The organism is Streptomyces sp. NPDC054813, from assembly GCF_053611365.1.
In genome coordinates, this window is sequence record NZ_JBSHAF010000010.1 from 349425 (window position 1) to 369284 (window position 19860).

16 protein-coding genes and 1 pseudogene are annotated in these 19860 nt (G+C 69.6%); 15 read left to right on the forward strand and 2 right to left on the reverse strand.

Going from position 1 to position 19860, the window contains the following annotated elements:
- Positions 1–298 precede the first annotated feature (298 nt).
- From ACWGJB_RS22690 to ACWGJB_RS22715, 6 genes are all read left to right on the forward strand, one after another.
- Entirely contained in the window at positions 299–2242 is a 1944-nt protein-coding gene (locus ACWGJB_RS22690) for a glycoside hydrolase family 127 protein (RefSeq protein ID WP_453381933.1), read from the forward strand.
- 34 nt (positions 2243–2276) lie between these two features.
- Positions 2277–3521 carry a sugar ABC transporter substrate-binding protein gene (locus ACWGJB_RS22695; protein WP_453381934.1) on the forward strand — a complete coding sequence of 415 codons (1245 nt, stop codon included), beginning with the start codon at positions 2277–2279 and terminating at the stop codon, positions 3519–3521.
- Between the two features lie 7 nt (positions 3522–3528).
- A complete protein-coding gene (locus tag ACWGJB_RS22700; RefSeq protein ID WP_453381935.1) occupies positions 3529–4488 on the forward strand; it encodes a carbohydrate ABC transporter permease in 960 nt (319 codons plus the stop codon).
- Entirely contained in the window at positions 4485–5306 is an 822-nt protein-coding gene (locus ACWGJB_RS22705; RefSeq protein ID WP_453381936.1) for a carbohydrate ABC transporter permease, read from the forward strand. The genes ACWGJB_RS22700 and ACWGJB_RS22705 overlap by 4 nt, the downstream gene beginning before the upstream one ends.
- 38 nt (positions 5307–5344) lie before the next feature.
- On the forward strand, positions 5345–7075 hold the full coding sequence (locus ACWGJB_RS22710) for an RICIN domain-containing protein (RefSeq protein WP_453381937.1): 1731 nt from the start codon (positions 5345–5347) through the stop codon (positions 7073–7075).
- 206 nt (positions 7076–7281) lie between these two features.
- Positions 7282–8247 carry a pirin family protein gene (locus ACWGJB_RS22715; RefSeq protein ID WP_453381938.1) on the forward strand — a complete coding sequence of 322 codons (966 nt, stop codon included), beginning with the start codon at positions 7282–7284 and terminating at the stop codon, positions 8245–8247.
- Between the two features lie 171 nt (positions 8248–8418).
- Here ACWGJB_RS22715 and ACWGJB_RS22720 read toward each other — a convergent pair whose 3' ends face one another.
- Positions 8419–8595: a type I-E CRISPR-associated protein Cas6/Cse3/CasE gene (locus ACWGJB_RS22720; protein ID WP_453381939.1), complete on the reverse strand. Its 177-nt coding sequence runs from the start codon at positions 8593–8595 to the stop codon at positions 8419–8421.
- Between the two features lie 205 nt (positions 8596–8800).
- On the opposite strand from ACWGJB_RS22720, the gene ACWGJB_RS22725 reads away from it, so the two are divergent.
- The 8 genes and pseudogenes from ACWGJB_RS22725 (at position 8801) to ACWGJB_RS22760 (ending at position 16980) form a co-directional block, all read left to right on the forward strand.
- Positions 8801–9643: a hypothetical protein gene (locus tag ACWGJB_RS22725; protein ID WP_453381940.1), complete on the forward strand. Its 843-nt coding sequence runs from the start codon at positions 8801–8803 to the stop codon at positions 9641–9643.
- A gap of 374 nt (positions 9644–10017) precedes the next feature.
- Positions 10018–10815 (forward strand): hypothetical protein, encoded by a 798-nt coding sequence (locus ACWGJB_RS22730; protein ID WP_453381941.1) that lies wholly within the window; start codon positions 10018–10020, stop codon positions 10813–10815.
- A 214-nt stretch (positions 10816–11029) separates the two neighbouring features.
- Positions 11030–11369: pseudogene (locus ACWGJB_RS22735) on the forward strand (hypothetical protein); the annotation flags it as partial.
- Positions 11370–11732: 363 nt separating this feature from the next.
- Positions 11733–12215 carry a MarR family winged helix-turn-helix transcriptional regulator gene (locus tag ACWGJB_RS22740; RefSeq protein WP_453381942.1) on the forward strand — a complete coding sequence of 161 codons (483 nt, stop codon included), beginning with the start codon at positions 11733–11735 and terminating at the stop codon, positions 12213–12215.
- Positions 12216–12336: 121 nt separating this feature from the next.
- Positions 12337–13575 carry a cytochrome P450 gene (locus ACWGJB_RS22745; protein ID WP_453381943.1) on the forward strand — a complete coding sequence of 413 codons (1239 nt, stop codon included), beginning with the start codon at positions 12337–12339 and terminating at the stop codon, positions 13573–13575.
- A 35-nt stretch (positions 13576–13610) separates the two neighbouring features.
- A complete protein-coding gene (locus ACWGJB_RS22750) occupies positions 13611–13820 on the forward strand; it encodes a ferredoxin (protein WP_453381944.1) in 210 nt (69 codons plus the stop codon).
- Complete coding sequence (locus tag ACWGJB_RS22755; RefSeq protein WP_453381945.1) at positions 13817–15022, forward strand: NAD(P)/FAD-dependent oxidoreductase; 1206 nt, start codon at positions 13817–13819, stop codon at positions 15020–15022. The genes ACWGJB_RS22750 and ACWGJB_RS22755 overlap by 4 nt, the downstream gene beginning before the upstream one ends.
- A gap of 56 nt (positions 15023–15078) precedes the next feature.
- Positions 15079–16980, forward strand: a complete 1902-nt coding sequence (locus ACWGJB_RS22760; RefSeq protein WP_453381946.1) for an MFS transporter — start codon at positions 15079–15081, stop codon at positions 16978–16980.
- 224 nt (positions 16981–17204) lie between these two features.
- Here the strand turns inward: ACWGJB_RS22760 and ACWGJB_RS22765 are convergent, their stop codons facing one another.
- The gene (locus tag ACWGJB_RS22765) at positions 17205–17981 is read right to left on the reverse strand and encodes an SDR family NAD(P)-dependent oxidoreductase (protein WP_453381947.1); all 777 of its coding nucleotides are present in this window, start codon (positions 17979–17981) and stop codon (positions 17205–17207) included.
- A gap of 667 nt (positions 17982–18648) precedes the next feature.
- Between ACWGJB_RS22765 and ACWGJB_RS22770 the strand changes: the two genes are divergently transcribed.
- Positions 18649–19602: a helix-turn-helix domain-containing protein gene (locus tag ACWGJB_RS22770; RefSeq protein WP_453381948.1), complete on the forward strand. Its 954-nt coding sequence runs from the start codon at positions 18649–18651 to the stop codon at positions 19600–19602.
- Positions 19603–19860: the final 258 nt, after the last annotated feature.

The following is a 19860-nucleotide window of genomic DNA, read 5'->3' on the forward strand; positions in this document are numbered from 1 at the left end:
TGGGCCCCCGCAAAACTTTTGGGGGGGTGTGGTTCGGGGCGCCCCCGCCCCCCCCCCGCCCCCCCCCCCGCCCCACATCGTCGCAGTCACCGGCGTGAAGGGCCAGACCCGCCGAGCAAGTTGAAAAATCTGCGCCGGGCGTCTTGACCCCTCTCCTCGGCTGCCCTGTACTTCTCGGCGAGAAAACGGTTGCGCACAGTGGTTCCACGCCGCGTCGCGCCCCAAGTCCCGGACGGTGTTCGACATTTCGACTCCGTCATCGCCCAGGCACTCACTTCCTCCCCACCCTCGGAGAGCCATGCCCCGCACCCGCGCCGCCCGTCCCGCACCCGCCGGCCCCGTCCGTCCCACCCCCGACGCCGGCACCGCGCTGCGCCCGGCGGCCGTCGCCATCGACGGCGGCTTCTGGCACGACCGCCGCACCACCAACGCCCGGATCTCCCTCCCCCAGGGTCCGGACCTGCTGGAGTCCGCCGGCAACCTGCACAACCTGCGGCTGGCGGCCGCCGCGTCGTCGGGCGCCGCGGCCGAGGGCGAGTTCCGGGGCGCGTACCCGTTCGTCGACACGGACGTCTACAAGTGGCTGGAGGCGGCGTCCTGGCAACTCGCCCAGGGGGAGGACACCGCACTGGCCGCCGACGTGGCGCGGATCGTCGCCCTGGTGGCCGCCGCGCAGCAGCCCGACGGCTATCTCAACACCTGGTTCCAGCTGGTCAAGGGCGGCGAGCGGTACCAGGACCTGCGCTGGGGCCATGAGTTGTACTGCGCGGGCCATCTGATCCAGGCGGCCGTGGCCCACCACCGGGCCACCGGCCGCACCGAACTCCTCGACGTGGCGATCAGGTTCGCCGACCACGTCGACTCGGTCTTCGGCCTTCCCGGCAGCGGCAGGCCCATCGACGGCGTCGACGGTCACCCGGAGGTCGAGACCGCCCTGGTGGAGCTGTACCGGGAGACCGGCGAGCGCCGCTATCTGGACCTGGCCGGCTACTTCGTGGACCGGCACGGCCATGGTCTGCTCGGTGGCGCGGCCTACTGCCAGGACCGGGTCCCGCTGCGCGAGGCCACGAACGTCGAGGGCCATGCCGTACGGCAGTTGTATCTGCTGGCGGCCGCCGCGGACCTGGCGGCGGAGACCGGAGACGCCGAACTGCGGGCGGCCGGTGAGCGGTTGTGGCTGGCCATGACGACCACCAAGACGCACCTCACCGGCGGCCTCGGCGCCCACCACGACAAGGAGGACTTCGGCGACCCCTACGAACTCCCCAACGAGCGGGCCTACTGCGAGACCTGTGCCGCGATCGCCTCGGTGCAGTGGAGCTGGCGGCTGGCCCTCCTCACCGGCGAGGCCCGGTACTCCGACCTGATCGAGCGCACCCTGTTCAACGGCTTCCTGGCCGGGGTCTCGCTGGACGGCGAGCGGTGGCTGTACGTCAACCCGCTCCAGGTGCGGGACGGCCACACCGACACCGGAGGCGACCAGTCGGCCCGCCGCACCCGCTGGTTCCGCTGCGCCTGCTGCCCGCCCAACGTGATGCGGCTGCTGGCCGCGCTGACGCACTACCTGGCGTCGAGCGACGAACAGGGCCTGCAGATCCACCAGTTCGTGACCGGCACGTACGAGACCGACCGGGTCCGGGTCCGCGCGGAGACGGACTACCCCTGGCACGGCACGATCGACCTCACCGTCGAGGAGACCCCGGCCGGTACCCTCTGGACGCTGTCCCTGCGTATCCCGCAGTGGTGCCGGGACTTCCGGGTGCGGTGCGGCACGGAGAGCTACGACCGGTCCGACGCCCCGGTGGACCAGGGCTGGTTGCGGCTGACACGCACCTGGCAGCCGGGCGACCGGGTGCACCTCGAACTCGGCCTCGAACCCCGGCTCACCGCGGCCGACCCGCGCGTGGACGCCGTACGCGGCTGTGTGGCGATCGAGCGGGGGCCGCTCGTGTACTGCCTGGAGCAGGTCGACCACCCGGGCGGCGGCCTGGACGACATCGTCCTCGACCCGACCCGTCCGCCGGCCGTGAAGCACCGCCCGGACCTGCTCGGCGGTGTCACCACCGTGGTGGCCGCTGGACACCGGCGGCACATCCCCGACCGGGGCTGGTGGCCGTACCCCACCGCGGACCAAACCGGTCCCGAACAGGACGGCGAGCCCGTCGAGTTGACCGCGATCCCGTACCACGTCTGGGCCAACCGCGAGGACGGCAGCATGCGCGTCTGGCTCCCCACCTCCTGAAGACACCCCGTCCTACGACAACGAGGTCACCCCCGTGATACCCACCCGCCGTACCGTCATGGTCACCGCCGTCGCCCTCGGCACCCTCGCCTCCCTCACCGCCTGCGGTGGCGGTTCCGGCTCCTCGGGATCGTCGTCCCGGGCCGGCGGCACGTACACCTTCTGGGACCCGTATCCGCAGTTCGACTCCTCCTCGGAGTGGGGCAAGCGGGTCACCGCGTGCGGCACCGCCGCCGGGGTGAAGCTCAAGCGGACCGCGTACGACACCACCGACCTGGGCAACAAGGCGCTGCTGGCCGCCCAGCAGGGCAACGCGCCGGACGTGATGCTGGTCGACAACCCGGTCGTCTCCACGCTGGTGGAGGCGGGGATCCTCAACAAGACCGGCGACCTGGGTCTGGACACCTCGTCGATCCAGAAGAACATCATCGGGGCCGGCACGATCGACAACGCCTCCTACGGCGTGCCGATCGGCGCCAACACCCTCGCGCTCTACTACAACAAGAAGGTCCTCTCCGCCGCCGGTGTCGACCCGGCCTCGGTCAAGGACTGGGCGTCGCTCACGGCCGCGCTGAAGAAGGTGAAGGCGGCCGGGAAGAAGGGGATCACCTTCTCGGCGATCAACACGGAGGAGGGCAGCTTCCAGTTCCTGCCGTGGTTCTGGGGCGCGGGCGGCGACCTCACCAGGCTCGACTCGGCCAAGGGAGCCGCGGCACTGGCGCTGTGGAAGCAGTGGGTGGACTCGGGGTACGCGCCGAAGGACGTGCTGCAGAACACCCAGACCACCAGCTGGCAGGAGTTCGCCACCGGGGAATACGCGTTCAGCGAGAACGGCACCTGGCAGCTCGGCAACGCCGACAAGGCCGGCTTCCCGTACGGGGTCATCAACATCCCGGGCCAGAACGGCGGTTCGGCGCCGGTGCCGACGGGCGGCGAGTTCGTGACCGTGCCTGTGCAGCAGGACACCTCGCGCTACGGCATCACCAAGAAGATCGTCACCTGTCTGACCAGCGGCTCCAGCCTGCTGGCCACCGACACCACGCTCATGTACGTGGCGCCCACCTCCGCCGTACAGGCCGAACAGGTCAAGAAAAACGTGGAGTTGAAGCCCTGGGTGGCGGCGGTCGCGGCGGCCCGCGGCCGTACCAGCGGCGGTCTCGGCACCAAGTACCCGACCATCTCGCAGCCCCTGTGGACGGCCGTCCAGGCGGCGCTCTCAGGGAGCAAGAGCCCGCAGGACGCGCTCAACACGGCCCAGTCCAGCGCGCAGAAGGGCTAGGCCCGGTATGACCGTCGCCCGGGTCGACCGTGCGCGGCCCGCACCCGCCGCCGCGGCAAAGGCGAGCGAGGCCGGTGCCCGGTCCCTGCGCCGCAGGCGGCGACTGACCGCGCTCGCCTTCGTGGCACCGCTGCTCGCCTACCTCTGCGCCTTCTACGTCTATCCGCTCTACCGCAACCTCGACCTGAGCCTGCGCGACTACACCGTCCGGTCCTTCGTGGCGGGCGACGCACCCTTCTCCGGCTGGGACAACTTCCGGAAGGTGCTGGATGATCCGACGTTCGGGCCGGCGATGCGGCACACGATGGTCTTCACCCTCGTGTCGATCGTCTTCCAGTACGCGACCGGGCTCGCCCTCGCGGTCTTCTTCAACCGGCACTTCAGGCTGTCGACCGTGCTGCGGGCGCTGTTCCTGGTCCCCTGGCTGCTGCCGCTGATCGTGTCGGCATCGACGTGGTCGTGGATGTTCAACAGCGAGTCGGGAGTGGTGAACTACTTCCTGCACCTCTTCGGCGTGGCCCCCGTCGGCTGGCTTACCTCGCCGGACTGGGCGCTGACCTCGGTGATCGTCGCCAACATCTGGATCGGTATCCCCTTCAACCTGGTGATCCTGCACAGCGGCCTGCAGAACATCCCCGGCGAGCTGTACGAGGCCGCGGCGCTGGACGGGGCGGGCGCCTGGCAGCAGTTCCGCCGGGTCACCTTCCCGCTGCTGCGCCCGGTGTCGGCGATCACGCTGCTGCTCGGGCTCGTCTACACGCTCAAGGTGTTCGACCTGATCTGGATCATGACCAAGGGCGGTCCGGGCGACGCCTCCTCCACCCTGGCCACCTGGTCGTACCAGCTCGGCTTCGGCACGCTGCTGCCCAGGTTCGGTCCCGGCGCGGCCGTCGGCGACATCCTGATCCTCATCGCCCTGGCCTTCGGCCTGCTGTACATCCGCGTACAGAGGAGGCAGGAGGCATGAAGTCCCGCACGAGGAACCGCCGTTACACCGTTCTCGGCCTGCTCCTCACCGCGCTGATGCTGTTCCCGGTGTACTGGATGGTCAACGTCTCCCTCACCCCGCAGCGGGACATGCGCAAGAGCCCACCCGACCTGCTCCCGCTGCACCCCACCTTCGAGGGCTACCGGGCCGTCCTGGACGACCAGTTGCCCTACCTCGGCACCAGCCTGCTCATCGGCCTCGGCACGGTCGCCCTCACCCTCGTCCTCGCCGCCCCGGCCGGCTACGCACTGGCGAAGCTGCGCCCGCGCGGCGCCGGCGCCCTGGGCCTGGCTCTCCTCATCGCGCAGATGGTCCCCGGGATCGTCATGGCGATGGGCTTCTACGGCATCTTCCTGGACCTCGGCCTGCTCAACTCCTGGTGGGGCCTGATCGTCGCGGACTCCACCATCGCCGTCCCGTTCGGCGTCATGATCTTCACCGCGTTCATGTCGGGCATCCCCGGCGAGCTGATCTCGGCCGCCCGGATCGACGGCGCCGGCACCTGGCGCACCTTCCGGTCGGTCGTCCTCCCCCTGAGCCGCAACGCGGTCGTCACCGTCTCACTGTTCGGCTTCCTGTGGGCCTGGTCCGACTTCGTCTTCGCCAACACTCTCGACGGCGGCGGCAGCTGGAAGCCGATCACGCTCGGCATCTACAAGTACATCGGCAACAACAACCAGGAGTGGAACGCGATCATGGCCACCGCCGTGGTTGCCTCGGTCCCCGCGGCCGTCCTCCTGGTCCTCGCCCAGCGCTACGTGGCCGCGGGCGTGACCGCGGGCGCGGTGAAGGACTGAGCCCTTCAACTCCCCTACTCTTCGAGGAGATCCATGCCATGAGCCGCATCCCCCTCAGAGCCGCCCTCGGTGCCGTGGTGCTGACCGCCACCCTCGGCACCGCCGCTCCCGCCCAGGCCGCCCCCACCTCCGCCACCACCCTGGTGGTGAGCGCGAACCAGACCCTGCGCCCGGTCACGCACGTGGCCTCGGGCAGCCTGTACGGGCTGGACACCGCGAGTGTGCCGGCCGACAGCCTGGTCGAGCCGCTCAAGCCCAACACCTTTGTACAGATGGCACCCGGCGGCAGCCAGCTGCCCAACGGCGAGCCCAGCCCCGGCGGTGACGCCCTGGTGGTCGCCCCCGAGGCGGCCAGGGCCGGCGCCAAGGTCGTCGTACGCATGCCGGACTGGTATCCGAACTTTCCCTACAAGTGGGTGAGTTGGAGCGACTGGCTGTCGGCCGTGGACAAGCAGGTCGCGGCCGTGAAGTCCTCCGGGGCCACCAACGTCGCCGCCTACGAGCTGTGGAACGAACCGGACTGGACCTGGGACACCTCGGCGGCCGGCAGCTTCGACTCCGGGTGGGCTACGACGTACAAGGAGGTCCGCGCCAAGGACTCCAACACCCCCATCCAGGGCCCGAGTTACTCGGCGTGGAACCAGAGCTGGATGAGCACGTTCCTCACCGACGCCAAGGCGAGCGGCACCGTCCCCGACATCATCGCCTGGCACGAGCTGCAGGGCTCGCAGAACATCGCCGCCCATGTCGCCGCCTACCGCGCCCTGGAGACCGGCCTCGGCATCAGCCCCCGCCCGATCGCCATCGAGGAGTACGGCACCACGAGTGAGGTCGGCGTCCCCGGACCGCTCGCGAGCTATGTCGCCAAGTTCGAGCGGGCCGGTGTGCACGACGCCGAACTCGCCTTCTGGAACCACTACGGCACCCTCGGCGACACCCTCACCGACACCGGCGGCTCACCTAACGGGGCGTACTGGCTGTACAAGTGGTACGGCGACATGTCCGGGAACATGCTCGTCACCACACCCCCGGCGCAGACGGGCATCGACGGCTTCGCCTCCCGCAACGGCGCGGGCAACCAGATCAGCGTGGTCGCCGGCGGCTGCACCGGTTCGTGCGCCGTCACCGTCAACGGACTATCGTCGTTGCCGGCCTTCGGCAGCACCGTGCACGTGAAGCTGGAGTACACCCCGTCCAAGGGCCGTACGACCGCCGTATCCGGACCGATCACGGTCTCGGACGCCGACTACCCGGTCAGCGGCGGCTCGATCACCATGCCGGTGACCATGAACGCCTCCGACGGCTACCACCTGACCGTCACCCCGAGCGGCACCGCCACCTCGCTGGCCGGGCGCTACCGGATCACCAACCGGAACAGCGGCCTCGCCCTGGACACCAGCGGCGCGGGCACCGCCCAGGGCACCGCGGTCGTCCAGGCCACCGCCACCACGGGCACCGACCAGAACTGGACCCTGGTGGCCGCCGGCAGCGGCCTCTACAAGATCCAGCAGCAGGCGAGCGGACTGCTCCTCGGCATCACCAACGCGGGCACCGGTGCCGGCGGCACCGCACTGGTCTGGGGCGACAACGGCACCGCCGACCATCTCTGGCAGCTGATCCCGTCCGGCGACGGCTACTACAAGATCGCCAACTACAACAGCGGGCTGCTGCTCGGGGTGACCGGCATGAGTACCTCGTCCGGCGCCCAGGTACTCCAGTGGGACGACAACGGCACCGCCGACCATCTGTGGAAGCTGACAGCCCGCTGACGTACGCGCCGGTGAACCACCGCACACCAGGGAGAGGCCGGGGCCTGGGATCGTAGGGAGGGCGGCCCGGAGTACGACATCCATCTCTGCGCACCGGACGCCGAGTGGCAGGCGTACCGCCCGGTCTTCGGCAACGTGAGGGACGGGTTCCGCACGCCCGGCTGACCGCTCGGCAACCGGGACGTTCGGCCGCTAAGTTGGGTGGCATGAGCAACCTTGACCGTGCGCCCGTCCCGAGCGTGTGCGGTGGCCGCGGATTCGTCGTCGCCGAACCCGTCCGCGAGCTGCTGAGCCCCCGCCATGTGCAACTCGGCGAGTCGACCGAGGTGCGCCGGCTGCTGCCGAACCTCGGCCGCCGCATGATCGGCGCCTGGGCGTTCGTCGACCACTACGGCCCCGACGACATCGCCGACGAGTCCGGGATGCAGGTCCCGCCGCACCCGCACATCGGGCTGCAGACGGTCAGCTGGCTGCACCAGGGCGAGGTGCTGCACCGCGACTCGACCGGCAGCCTGCAGACGATCCGTCCGCGCGAGCTCGGGCTGATGACCTCGGGCCAGGCGATCAGCCACTCGGAGGAGAGCCCCAGGCCGCACGCCCGGTACCTGCACGGCGCCCAGCTGTGGGTCGCGCTGCCCGACTCCCACCGGCACGTCGAACCGAAGTTCGAGCACCACCCCGCCCTGCCGACGGTCACCGCACCCGGCCTCACCGCGACGGTCATCCTCGGCTCCCTCGACGGCGCGGCCTCGCCCGGTACGACGTTCACCCCGATCGTCGGGGCCGACCTGGCGCTGACGCGGGGGGCGGATCTGCGGCTGCCCCTGGAGCCTGACTTCGAGTACGGCGTGCTGGCGATGTCCGGCGAGGTGAGCGTCGACGGCGTACCGGTGGTCCCGGGCTCGATGCTCTACCTCGGCTGCGGCCGCGCCGAACTGCCGCTGCGCGCCGAGTCGGACGCGGCGATCATGCTCCTGGGCGGCGAGCCGTTCGAGGAGGAGCTCATCATGTGGTGGAACTTCGTCGGGCGCACTCAGGACGATATCAAGCAGGCTCGCGAGGACTGGATGAACGGGTCGCGATTTGGGGAAGTGAAGGGTTATGACGGAGCGCCTCTCCCGGCCCCGGAACTGCCGCCGACGCCGCTGAAACCACGGGGTCGAGTGCGCTGATCTGGAACTTCCAAAGCGGCACCCGCGTCACCGGGCGCGGTAAGAGACACCCCGCCCGGTTCACTCCGGCCTCGAGGGCAAATCACCCTCACTCCCTTCGTTATGAGGACGAGCAGACGTACCCGAGGTACGAGGGACCATCCCCGCGGGCACGGGAAGCACGGTGAACCTTCAGCGCACAAGGATTAGTCCGCAACTGTAGGCACGCGCGTGGCCGATGCCGTGGGTGAGGGCGGTGACGAATGCCTTCGGGTCGGTCACCGTGAGGGTGCCCTTGATCTCCGCGCGAGCAATGCGCAGGCCCTTGTGCGGTACCGGACTGACGGTTGCAGACGGTGCGAGAACCACGAGTGAGGTACTCGGTGGCCGAGTCCATCCGTGTGCACAGACTCCGATAACCCCCTGGCCCGCATGGGCGTCACGGGGCAGCCGGCAGGTTCGGCCGGTGGGCACGTTGCGCAGGCCCGCCAGCAGCAATGCAGCGGCTGCGACGCACCCGTTCAGCCACAGACGGCCCGCCGGCTGTCAGTGGTGCCGGATACGATCCCTGGCCATGAGTGACCACGACATCGGGTGGATATCCCGTCTGATCGGTGAGGGCGGCGCCATCACGTTCGTGCGCGGCGTCACGCATACCGAGCTGGCGTGGATGCTTGCCCCGGAGCATGGCATCGTGATGTCTCCGGAAGTCTTCCGGCAAGTCGAGGCGAACTCGCGCGGCGTCGGGAGCCTGCCGGACCACGCTGTCATCGGCGAGACGGGCACCGGTTGGGCCTTTGCCATCGAGCCGCCGTGGTGCCCGAGCGAGTGGTACCGATACGACCGTGGCCGTCGTATGTGGTCCAGCGTCACGGGCATCGAGATCACCGACAACGGCATGGACCCGCCCACCATCCGCGCTTCCGTCGACGGCAAGCACGACTGGTCCTACTGCGAGGGCGGGGTCGGTAAGGGCCAGGAGGGCCACCCGCTCACGCGCCGCCTGGCGGCCGAGGCGGAGCTGGAGAAGGTCATCGACAATCCAGAGGACCCGGATGACTCCGGGCCGGTCGTCCCCGACGAGGAAGACGTCTACCGGGTCACGGGCGAGTACTACGGTCTGGCCCTGCCGCGTGAGGCGATCGAGACGGAGCAGCTGCCGGTGGTGTTCACCGAGCCGCGCATCTTCCGGCACCCGGTGCGGAAGGTGCCCGGCGGGCCGTACGACCCGTGCCCGGAATGCGGAGCGGAGATGGTGAAGTGGAAAGGCGACGGTATCTGGGGGCCGCAGTACCGCCTGTCGTGTTCCCGGGCAGAGAGCCGCGGCTGCTCCGGACTGCGGTTGGGGCCACTGATCCAGATCGGTGTGCGCGAGGAGCGCAACACCAAGTGGGAGACCGTGCGCATGCCCAGCTGAGCCAACGACGCTCCATGCGGCGCCACTCGGGTGAGGCAACTGTCGGCCAGCCGCTCCTCGGCTCCCCGCCTGGCACGCCGTGATCACCGAGTTGAACCGCATCGTGCCGATCGGGCGCTCGGCCAAGTACGAGGACATGCCTGTTGGCACCTCCCCCCGAGAGCTCCGCGCCGCCGTCGACCAGGCAACCGACGAGCAGCAGCGCTCGCAGCGACCACAGCTCACAAACGCAAGATCGCTTAGGTATTCGAGACGTCCTGCCGACAGGGAAGAGAGACATGACGACGCACGCTGTGGGGGCTCAGCCGAGCCGGCGGTGTGGTTCCGGTCAGGCGCGACAGCGCAGCGCCGGGTGGCGGGTTCTGCTGTTCACGGTGACCGCACTCGTCGCCGGAGCCACGGGAGTGGCTGGCACCTTGCTTTATCAGAGGATCAACGCTCCGGACACGTCTGCCGTCGACGCGCAGGCCGCAGAACTCGCCCAGAACCTACGTCGAGACCTGACCGCGGGCTTTTTCTCGCCGGGGCACACCTTCGGAGGGCAGTTCACCGAGGGAACACTGGTCGCCCAGGTCGAGGCACACGGCGGAGTGCTGCTGAGCGCCGGCACGGCACAGGGTCAGCCCGGCGACAACGTCCACGCGGCAACGGTGATGCTGGGGCTAGTGCCCCCCAGCGCCGAGACCGTAGCCGCAGACGCCTATCCGGTTCGCTGCTACCGCTACACGTTCAGTTTCGGTGCACACAGCGTGAAACAATCCGCCATGACCTGCCCGGCTTCGCGGACCGATGGCAAGCCCGGCAGCCTCGCGGCGCAGATGGGCGCGCTGCTCACGCAACAGCCCACCGGCGCATACGCGTATCGGCAGATGGAGACCGCGGGATATGCGCATACCACGCAGGGCGCCGTGGATTTCCTGAAGGACAAGCGGCTGGTCGCCGCCGGGGACACCGTGAGCGTGGTCTCCGGCAAGGCTGACGGCGGTGACGTATACGTCGTCGCCCTGCGTATCAACGGTGCCTGCCACTACCTGCGTATGGACTCCTCGTCCTCCGCGTCCCGCCTGATACCACTGTGGGCTGCCCCGGCCGACGAGCAGGAGGCTTGTGGCGTGAAGCAGGCCGTGGCCGCCGCTGCGCTGTACGGGATTGACCCGGCAAAAGCGGGTTGAGCTGCCGTGCGGCCGGGAGCGGGGGCTCCCCGGTGAGCCGGCGAATGACCGGCGGAGGGCCGTGACTGAGCCACGGCCGCCTGCCCGCGGCAGGGCCCCGGCTTGAGATCAGCTGGTCGGGCTACGACAACGGCCTCAACTCCCCCCTCCCGGACATGTGCTCTACGAACCGTCGCAGTTCAGAGCTGATGTCCTGGCTCCTGCGGTCGGTGATGTCGAGTACAAAAAGGGCTCCGACAGCGGCGTGCTGTCGCAGGCCGTCTCCTACCTGCCCTGGCTGGAGTCGGCGCACCACGAAATCGAGGCGCTCGTCCGGAAAGTGTGGGGACCGGAGGCCGCCGAGTCCATCGACTGGCGTCGGCCGCGGATGGTCTGCATCGCGGCCAGCTTCTCCCATCACGATCGCGTGGCCTTGCAACGACTGCCCCAGCGAACGGCACTACATCGCCTACCGGCGGCTGGTGAACGTGGCGTCGGTGATCCTCCGCCCGAAGCACGAGGCGATCCTGGTCTACCTCGGACTCGGCCCCGACACCGTCACGCTGGAGCAGGGAATCGACGATCTCCAGTCCGCGGCCGTGCTCGTCGGGGGTGCAGCTGCCTGCCCAGTCGCCGTCCGTGGCGGCAGGGCCTCCGTCGGACACCTCGACGTGCACTCGCCGAGTGCCCGGGTCGCGGCTCAGTTGGAAGTTCAGTGGGCCGGCCTGCTGCACGGCGTTGGGGCCCTGCCGTGGGGGTGCCTCTGGGGCGTAGGTGCAGCTCACGATCATCATCTTCTTCCGGCGCCAACGTGGCGCCTGGGCTGTGACCAGAACCTTGAAGAGGCTACGGTGCACCCATATCACCCTTCTATACAATTCGCCTATATAGGTAGAGAATATAGACAAGTTATATAGAAAGCTGATATGGGTGGAGATATGGATGAGACACCCGAAGAGGGTCACCAGGAGGTGGCGGCGGCGTTGAACGAGCTGGCCACCGGGATGGTCAGACACCTTCTATCGGAGCGGCAGAGTATGAGTCTGACCACCGCCGCGGCGCTCAGCCGGCCGGAGCAGGAAGGTCCGATCCGGCTGACCGCGCTGGCAGCGGCGGAGGGTATCGCCCAACCGTCGATGACCGTCCTGGTGCAGCGGCTGGAAGACCACGGTCTGGCCACTCGAGTGGGCCATCCCGAGGACGGGCGGGTCCGCCTCGTTGCCATCACGGACGCCGGGCGAGAGCTGATGGCCGAGCGCCGGGGCGCGCAGCGTGCCCGGGTGGCCGACATGCTGGCCGCGTTGCCCGAGCAGGATGCGCGGGCGCTGGGCGAGGCCATGCGCACGGCCCTGCCCATCGTGCGGCGGATGCTCCAAGCGGCGCCACAACCCCGCGTTTCCGGCGGCGAATCACCCTCCTGAGCCTCCTGGCTGCGCTCTTCGGTGTCTCCTCCTGCAGGCGGGACCTGCTCCGTCGCGCCACGCGCGCCGGGCCCGGTCCCGGCACTGCCCCCATATCCGACTACGGAAAGGGCGGGGAACCATGAGCACCTTCTCGGCATCCGGCACCGATGTGCCGTCGGCGCAGGTACCGGACTACCCCATGGCCCGGGCTGCCCGCTGCCCCTTCGATCCGCCGCCGGCTCTGCACACTCTGCAGGACCAGGCTCCGATCAGCCGGGTCCGGCTGTGGGACGGCAGCACCCCGTGGCTGGTCACGCGCTACGACGACGTACGGGCTCTGCTGGCCGATCCCCGGATCAGCTCGGAGAGCGACCGCCCGCACTACCCCCATCTGAGCCCGGCCCAGCGGGAGCGCCGCAGGCAGTCGCGGACCTTCATCAACATGGATGATCCGGAGCACGCCCGGCTCCGCCGGATGGTGACCGCGACCTTCTCCATCAGGCAGGTGGAGGCGCTGCGGCCGGCCGTTCAGAAGATCGTCGACGGTCTGATCGACGCCATGCTCGCCGGGCCCAGGCCGGCGGACCTGGTCCAGGCGTTCGCGTTGCCGGTGCCGTCACTGGTGATCTGCGAGCTGCTCGGCGTCCCGTATGCCGACCACGACTTCTTCCAGGCCAACAGCAAGATCCTGGTCAAGAGAACCAGCACCGTGGAGCAGGCGCGGGTGGCCACCCAGCAACTGCTCGACTACCTGGACCGGCAGATCGGCGTCAAACTCGCCCACCCGGCCGACGACGTGCTCTCCAGGCTGGCCGAGCGGGTCAGGGCCGACGAGCTCTCCCGGCACGAAGCGGCCGGCATGGGGATGCTGCTGCTGACCGCCGGGCACGAGACCACCGCGAACATGATCGCGCTGGGCACCCTGACCCTGCTGCAGAACCCCGGCCAGCTGGCCCGGCTGCGCGAGAGTGACGACCCGAAGCTGGTCGCTTCGGCGGTCGAGGAACTCCTGCGCTACCTCAGCATCGTGCACAGCGGACGGCGCCGGGTGGCCCTGGAGGACATCGAGGCCGACGGCGTGACCATCTTGGCCGGCGACGGGGTCGTCCTCGCCAACGACGTCGCCAACCGCGATCCCGCCGCCTTCCCCGCCCCCGACCAACTGGACATCGACCGCAACCCCCGCCACCACGTGGCCTTCGGCTTCGGCGTCCACCAGTGCCTGGGCCAACCGCTGGCCCGCGTGGAGCTGCAGGTCGTCTACAGCACCCTGTACCGCCGCATCCCCACCTTGAAGCTCGCCGTGGATCTCGACGAGATCCCGTTCAAGCACGACGGAAGCGTCTACGGCGTCTACGAGCTGCCCGTCACCTGGTGAGCGCGGCCAAGTGCCGTGCAGGAAAGGAGGATCCGATGAAGGTGATCGTCGACCAGAACAAGTGCGTCGCCTCCGGCCAGTGCGTGCTGAGCGCGCCGGAGGTGTTCGACCAGCGCGAGGAGGACGGCATCGTCGTCCTGCTCGCCGCGACCCCGCCGGAGGGCCTGGCGGACGACGTCCGGCAGGCCGCCGCCCTCTGCCCGGCCCAGGCGATCTGGCTGGAAGAACAGGAGACGAAGGAGTGAACCGGATCGTCATCGTGGGGGCCTCGGCCGCCGGCCTGGCCGCGGCCGAGACCATCCGCCGCCGAGGCTGGGACGGTCACCTCACCCTGATCGGCGAGGAGTCCCGTCCGCCGTACGACCGGCCGCCGCTGTCCAAGCAGATCCTGACCGGCGCCTGGGAGCCCGAACGGGCCACCCTGCGCACCCTTCGGGATCTCGACCGGCTGAAGGCCGATCTGCGGCTCGGACAGCGCGCCGTCACCCTGGACGTCCCGGGCCGTCGGGTGCGCCTGGCCGACGGCGCGAGCGTCGGCTTCGACGCGCTGGTCATCGCCACCGGCGTGGCTCCCCGGCGCCTGCCCGACAGCGACCTGGCCGGAGTCCATGTGCTGCGCACGCTCGACGACGCGATCGCCCTGCGCGCCGCGCTGCTCGCCGGGCCCCGGGTGGTCGTCGTCGGTGCCGGGTTCCTCGGCACGGAGGTGGCCGCGGCCGCCCGGGCGCTGGGCCTGGACGTGACCGTGGCCGAGCCGGAACCCGTCCCGGTGCGGCGCCCGTTCCGGGACCGGATCGGTGCGCTCGTCGCCGAGTTGCACAGGGACCACGGAACCCGCCTGCGTTGCGGGGTGCCGGTACGCAGGCTGCGCGGGGCCGGCGGCCGGGTGACCGGAGTGGAACTCGGCGACAGCACCACGCTGCCGGCCGACGTCGTCGTCCTGGCCCTCGGTGCCGCGCCCGCGACCGGCTGGCTGGAAGGTTCCGGCCTGCGCCTGGGAGACGGGGTGGAGTGCGACGCGCATTGCCAGGCGGCACCCGGGATCTACGCCGCCGGCGATGTCGCCTCCTGGCCCAACCCGCACTTCGGCACCCGCATGCGCCTCGAGCACCGGATGAACGCCACCGAACAGGCCATGGCCGCGGCGGGCAACCTGCTCGGCGACGCCACCCCGTACGCTCCCGTTCCCTACTTCTGGACCGACCAGTACGACACCAGGATCCAGGCGTACGGGATCTTCCCGCCGGGTGCGGAGCTGCGGTTCGTCCACGGCGATCCGTCGGACGGCCACTTCGCCGCCGCCTACGGGCACCACGGGAGGGTGGTCGGCGTACTCGGCTGGAACGCACCACGCCAGGTACGTACGCTGCGCCGCCTGGTCGTCGACCGCGCTCCCTGGACGACTTTCACGGCCATACCCGCGCTCAGCCCGGCAACCGTGAACTGACCCCCTCTTCCGACAGGAAGCAAGGTCCCACAGGAAGCAAGGAGGGAGGACCGCCGGTGACCACCGACCAAACCCCCCGCCCTACGGGCACCGCCCCCGGCGTCCGGTCCCGCGGTCGCCGTACCTGGATCGGCGCCGACCACCCCCGCTACAAATGGGTGGCGCTGACCAACACCACGCTCGGCGTGCTGATCGCGACCGTCAACGGCTCGATCGTGCTGATCTCGCTGCCCGGCATCTTCACCGGCCTCCGTCTCGACCCGCTCCAGCCCGGCAACGTCAGCTACCTGCTGTGGATGCTGATGGGCTACCTGCTGGTCACCGCCGTGCTGGTCGTCACCCTCGGCCGACTCGGCGACATGCGGGGCCGGGTACGCATCTACAACGCGGGATTCGTCGTCTTCACCGTCACCTCGGTGATCCTCTCCGCCGACCCGCTGCACGGCTCGGCCGGTGCGCTGTGGCTGATCGGATGGCGCATCGTGCAAGCCGTCGGCGGCGCGATGCTGATGGCCAACTCGACCGCCATCCTCACCGACGCCTTCCCCGCCAGGCAGCGCGGCATGGCCCTCGGCGTGAACATGGTCGTCGGCATCGCCGGCACGTTCATCGGCCTGGTCCTCGGCGGCGCGCTCGTGGAGTGGAACTGGCGCTCCATCTTCTGGGTCAACGTGCCGATCGGACTGATCGGCACCGTCTGGGCGTACAAGTCGCTGCACGAGACGGGCACCCGCACCCCGGGACGAATCGACTGGTGGGGCAACCTCACCTTTGCCGCCGGGCTGACGGCACTGCTGGCCGCCATCACCTACGGCATCCAGCCCTACGGCGGACACACCATGGGCTGGACCGACCCGTGGGTACTCGCCGGCCTCATCGGCGGCACGCTCACCCTGGCCGCCTTCTGCATCGTGGAGGCGAACGTCGCCGAACCGATGTTCCCGCTGCGGCTGTTCCGCAACGCCGCCTTCACCGGCGGCAACGCGGCCACGCTCCTGAGCGCGATCGCCCGCGGCGGACTGCAGTTCATGCTCATCATCTGGCTGCAGGGCATCTGGCTGCCGCTCCACGGCCACGACTTCGCCGACACCCCGCTGTGGGCAGGCATCTACCTGCTGCCCCTCACCCTCGGTTTCCTCGCGGCCGGACCGGTGTCCGGAGCCCTGTCGGACAGATTCGGCGCCCGGCCCTTCGCCGTCGCCGGATGCCTCGTGATGGCCGCCTCCTTCGCCGGGCTCCTCCTCCTGCCCACCGACTTCCCCTACGGCCTCTTCGCAGTCCTGGTCCTGCTCAACGGCCTCGGGAACGGGCTGTTCGCAGCGCCGAACACCTCGATCATCATGTCCAGCGTTCCGCCGGACGCCCGCGGCGCCGCCTCCGGCATGCGCGCCACCTTCCAGAACGCCGGCACGGTGCTGTCAATGGGCGTCTTCTTCTCCCTGATGGTCGCCGGGCTCGCCGGCTCTCTGCCGCACACCCTCAGCTCCGGCCTCACCGCCCAGCGCGTGCCCGCCCCAGCCGCCCACATCGTTGCCACGCTGCCGCCGGTAGGAGTCCTGTTCGCCGCCTTCCTCGGCTACAACCCCATCCAGCAGCTCCTCGGCCCGACCATCCTCGGCCACCTGCCAAGGGCCAACGCCGCCAACCTGACCGGACGAGACTTCTTCCCCCACCTGATCTCCCGGCCCTTCCACGACGGCTTGGTCATCGTCTTCACCCTGGCCATCGCCATGGCCCTCATCGCCGCGGCCGCCTCCCTGATCCAGAGCCGCACCGAGCCCACACCCACGGCAGCCGCCACCGGCATCACGCCGAGAGCATCCACCGCCGTGGCGGCATCCGCCGGTTCGCCGAAGGACAGATGGCCCGGACGCGCACGCGCTTCTTCGCCGGCACCCCGAACGCAAAACAAGTCCAGGCCACTGGACAGGGCCGAGAGGCGGGAGGAGCACTTCTGATCCCTGCGGCTACCCGTCCTCGAGCTGGGCGCCGATCATCCGCCGGTATCTCTCGTCCGAAACGAACTGGAGCAAGTGGAGAACCGCCCGTAGTCGCAAGGTCTTCCAGGAGCAGATCGGCAGGTCATCGGCGCCGGCATGCTCGCCTTCGCCCGGGACGTTGGTTCAGCCCTGTCTGGCGCCTCCGCTGACGACCGCGGCGATCGGCCTCGCACGTCGCGGCGTTACGCGATGTGCGGATTGCCGTTCGAGGCGCCGAGGCCACCATCGACGCGGATGTGAGCCCCGTTCACGAAACTCGCGGCCGGACCGGCCAGAAATGTGATGACGGAAGCTGCCTCGGCAGGATCGCCGAAGCGTCGCATCGGTACACGGTTGAGCGCAGCGGCGACGATCCCGTCGTTCTGCAGGAACCCGGCGGTCATGTCGGTGGAGATCATGCTGGGATGGACGGCGTTCACCCGCACGCCTTCCGCGCCGTGGTCGAGTGCCATCGCGTTGGTCAGGTTGGTCACCGCGCCTTTGGCGGCGTCGTACGCGGCCAGGCCCCAGTCACCGCCGAGCCCGGATGCGGATCCGACATTGACGATGCTGCCGCCCACGGCACGCAGATGCGGAAGTGCGGCCCTGGAGGTGAAGAAGACTCCGTCGAGATCGGTGGCCATGACCCGTCGCCAGCCGGTCGCATCGATGTCGGATACGGAGCCCAACGGTTCGCACGTCGCAGCATTGTTGACCAAAGTGTCCAAGCGGCCGTGGTCATGGGCCACGGCGTCCACCAGCCTGGTGATCTCCTCCTCGTTCGAGACGTCGCCGACCCGGGCGGTCAGTGTCGAGCCCGTTGGCGCGTCGGACACCACTTTGTCCAGCTTCGCCTGCGTCCGGCCGATGATCACCACCGTGGCGCCCTCGGCGGCGAAGCGGTGAGCGGTGGCCGCGCCTATGCCCGATCCACCGCCGGTGACAATGACGACCTTGCCCGTGAACTTGTCCTCAGCCATCGGAAAACTCCAACTCCTCATGCATCAAGCGATGTTGTCAGCCGCGCGTCTCAGCGGGCGAAAAGATCGAACTTTCGCGAACGGCGGTCGGCCCGCAGTCCCCCGGGGCGGGATGTTCTGGGTCAAGTGAGGGCGCCGGTCTGGCGCAACAGGCTCAGCGCGTCGGCGAGAGCCCAGTGCTCGGCCAGTTGCCGCTGGGGGCCGCTGCGGTTTCGCATTGAGAGCGTGTGCGATGTCGGCACGGGTGGCGGCCTCGGTCAGGTGGCCGAGCGCCCCGGGCGTCCGCAGCCCAGGGATGCTTCTCCGCACCCTCCGGGCCCTCCTGGGTGATCTGCTGGAGGGTCGCCTCAGTGCGGCCCACGAGCGCCACCGGGTATCCGCCGACGGCGAATCGGAGCGCGGTCGCGGCTCCGATGCAGGTACCGGCACCCGTGATGACGGCCACCGGGGCGGAATTGTGTTGGCGCACAAGCGTCTCCTCCTGGCGATGCACCGGGCCTGAATGGGGGTTGTCCCTGCCTTCGAAGCCTAGGAAGATCGGCACAGCACCGGCTTGAACCTCAGCGCCATCCGAGCAGAACACCGGCGCCAGACGGCGTCGGAGCGACGAACGCGGAGAGGGCGACCGTCGATGAACGGCACGGGAGTGGAAGCCGACGGGGCAGGCGTGGCGTCTTCCGCGGATTCCGCACTCCCGGACTCCACGCCGCGACCGTTCGACGCCTTCCGCAGCGGCTGGGAGACGGAGATCGGCGACGGCTTCCCGCTGCCGGCCTTCAGCCCGGCCACGATCCGTGATTTCCGGGTCAAGAGCCGCGCCGCCAAGGTGGGCGACGTGGCTGTCACCGATCTCCACGGCGCGTCGGCCATCCGGACCGAGGGGCCCCTCGACGGCGTCGAGGACCAGGTGCGGATGTATGTCGTGCAGCGCGGCTCCTGGACGTTGGGTGCCCCGCTCGCCCGCAGCGAACAGACCGTGACGGCCGGGCAGTTCCTGCTCCGCCACATCGGACGGCCCCTGCACTTCGAGACGCCGCCGGACACGACGGCGAAGGTCCTCGTCCTGCCCGCCACCATGCTCAAACCGCTGCTCGGGGCACGGCAGAGCGTCACCGGGCCGGCGGACTGCGCCGAGGTGCGTCTGCTGGTGGCCCACTCGAACATGATCTACGAAACAGTCGCCGACCTCGGGCCGGCGGGAGTGCATGCCGCCCACAGCACACTCATCGAGCTGGCCAAGGCGGTGGCGAGGCAGCGGGTCGACGACACGGAACCCCAGCTGGCTCCCGCCCTCGCACAAGCCGCAAAAGACCTCGCGGACAGCCACCTTGCCGACCCCGAGCTGTCCGGGACGATGCTGGCCCGTGAACTCAACGTCTCCGTACGCAACCTGCAGCGGGCGTTCGCCGCAACAGGAGAGCCAGTGACCGCCTACATCCGCCGGCGGCGGCTGGAAGAGGCCCGGCTCGCCCTCACCGCGCCCTCCGGTCGGCTGAGCGTCTCCGAACTCGCTGCCCACTGGCAGTTCGCGGACAGCAGCCACTTCATCCGCGCCTTCAAGAAGCACTTCGGCCGAACGCCCACGGAGTACGCCCGCTCGACCACACCGGTGGGGAACTGAGCGCGAACTGCACCGACGTACGAGCAGCGAGCAGGCACCCTCTCGACGAGCCGCCGCCGTGGTGGTGTCGAGGCTGACCAGCAGAACGCTCAGACAGCAGACGGCCAGCACCAACCGCCGTCGTCCGCGGGTGGTTTCGGGCACCTGGAGGCTCCCTGCGGGCTTAGAACTCCTAACGAAATGATCTTCGAGGTGGTTGGATCGCTCCGGGTGCGTTGATCCGGGGGTGTGAGGTGGCTCGGCCGAAGCCGTGGCATG

Excerpts from the sequence above, each read along its gene's own strand:
- ACWGJB_RS22705 (WP_453381936.1), top strand. The coding sequence starts at position 4,485 with ATGAAGTCCCGCACGAGGAACCGCCGTTACACCGTTCTCGGCCTGCTC.
- ACWGJB_RS22700 (WP_453381935.1), top strand. The coding sequence starts at position 3,529 with ATGACCGTCGCCCGGGTCGACCGTGCGCGGCCCGCACCCGCCGCCGCG.
- ACWGJB_RS22690 (WP_453381933.1), top strand. The coding sequence starts at position 299 with ATGCCCCGCACCCGCGCCGCCCGTCCCGCACCCGCCGGCCCCGTCCGT.
- ACWGJB_RS22745 (WP_453381943.1), top strand. The coding sequence starts at position 12,337 with ATGAGCACCTTCTCGGCATCCGGCACCGATGTGCCGTCGGCGCAGGTA.
- ACWGJB_RS22710 (WP_453381937.1), top strand. The coding sequence starts at position 5,345 with ATGAGCCGCATCCCCCTCAGAGCCGCCCTCGGTGCCGTGGTGCTGACC.
- ACWGJB_RS22725 (WP_453381940.1), top strand. The coding sequence starts at position 8,801 with ATGAGTGACCACGACATCGGGTGGATATCCCGTCTGATCGGTGAGGGC.
- ACWGJB_RS22715 (WP_453381938.1), top strand. The coding sequence starts at position 7,282 with ATGAGCAACCTTGACCGTGCGCCCGTCCCGAGCGTGTGCGGTGGCCGC.
- ACWGJB_RS22765 (WP_453381947.1), bottom strand. The coding sequence starts at position 17,981 with ATGGCTGAGGACAAGTTCACGGGCAAGGTCGTCATTGTCACCGGCGGT.
- ACWGJB_RS22740 (WP_453381942.1), top strand. The coding sequence starts at position 11,733 with ATGGATGAGACACCCGAAGAGGGTCACCAGGAGGTGGCGGCGGCGTTG.
- ACWGJB_RS22750 (WP_453381944.1), top strand. The coding sequence starts at position 13,611 with ATGAAGGTGATCGTCGACCAGAACAAGTGCGTCGCCTCCGGCCAGTGC.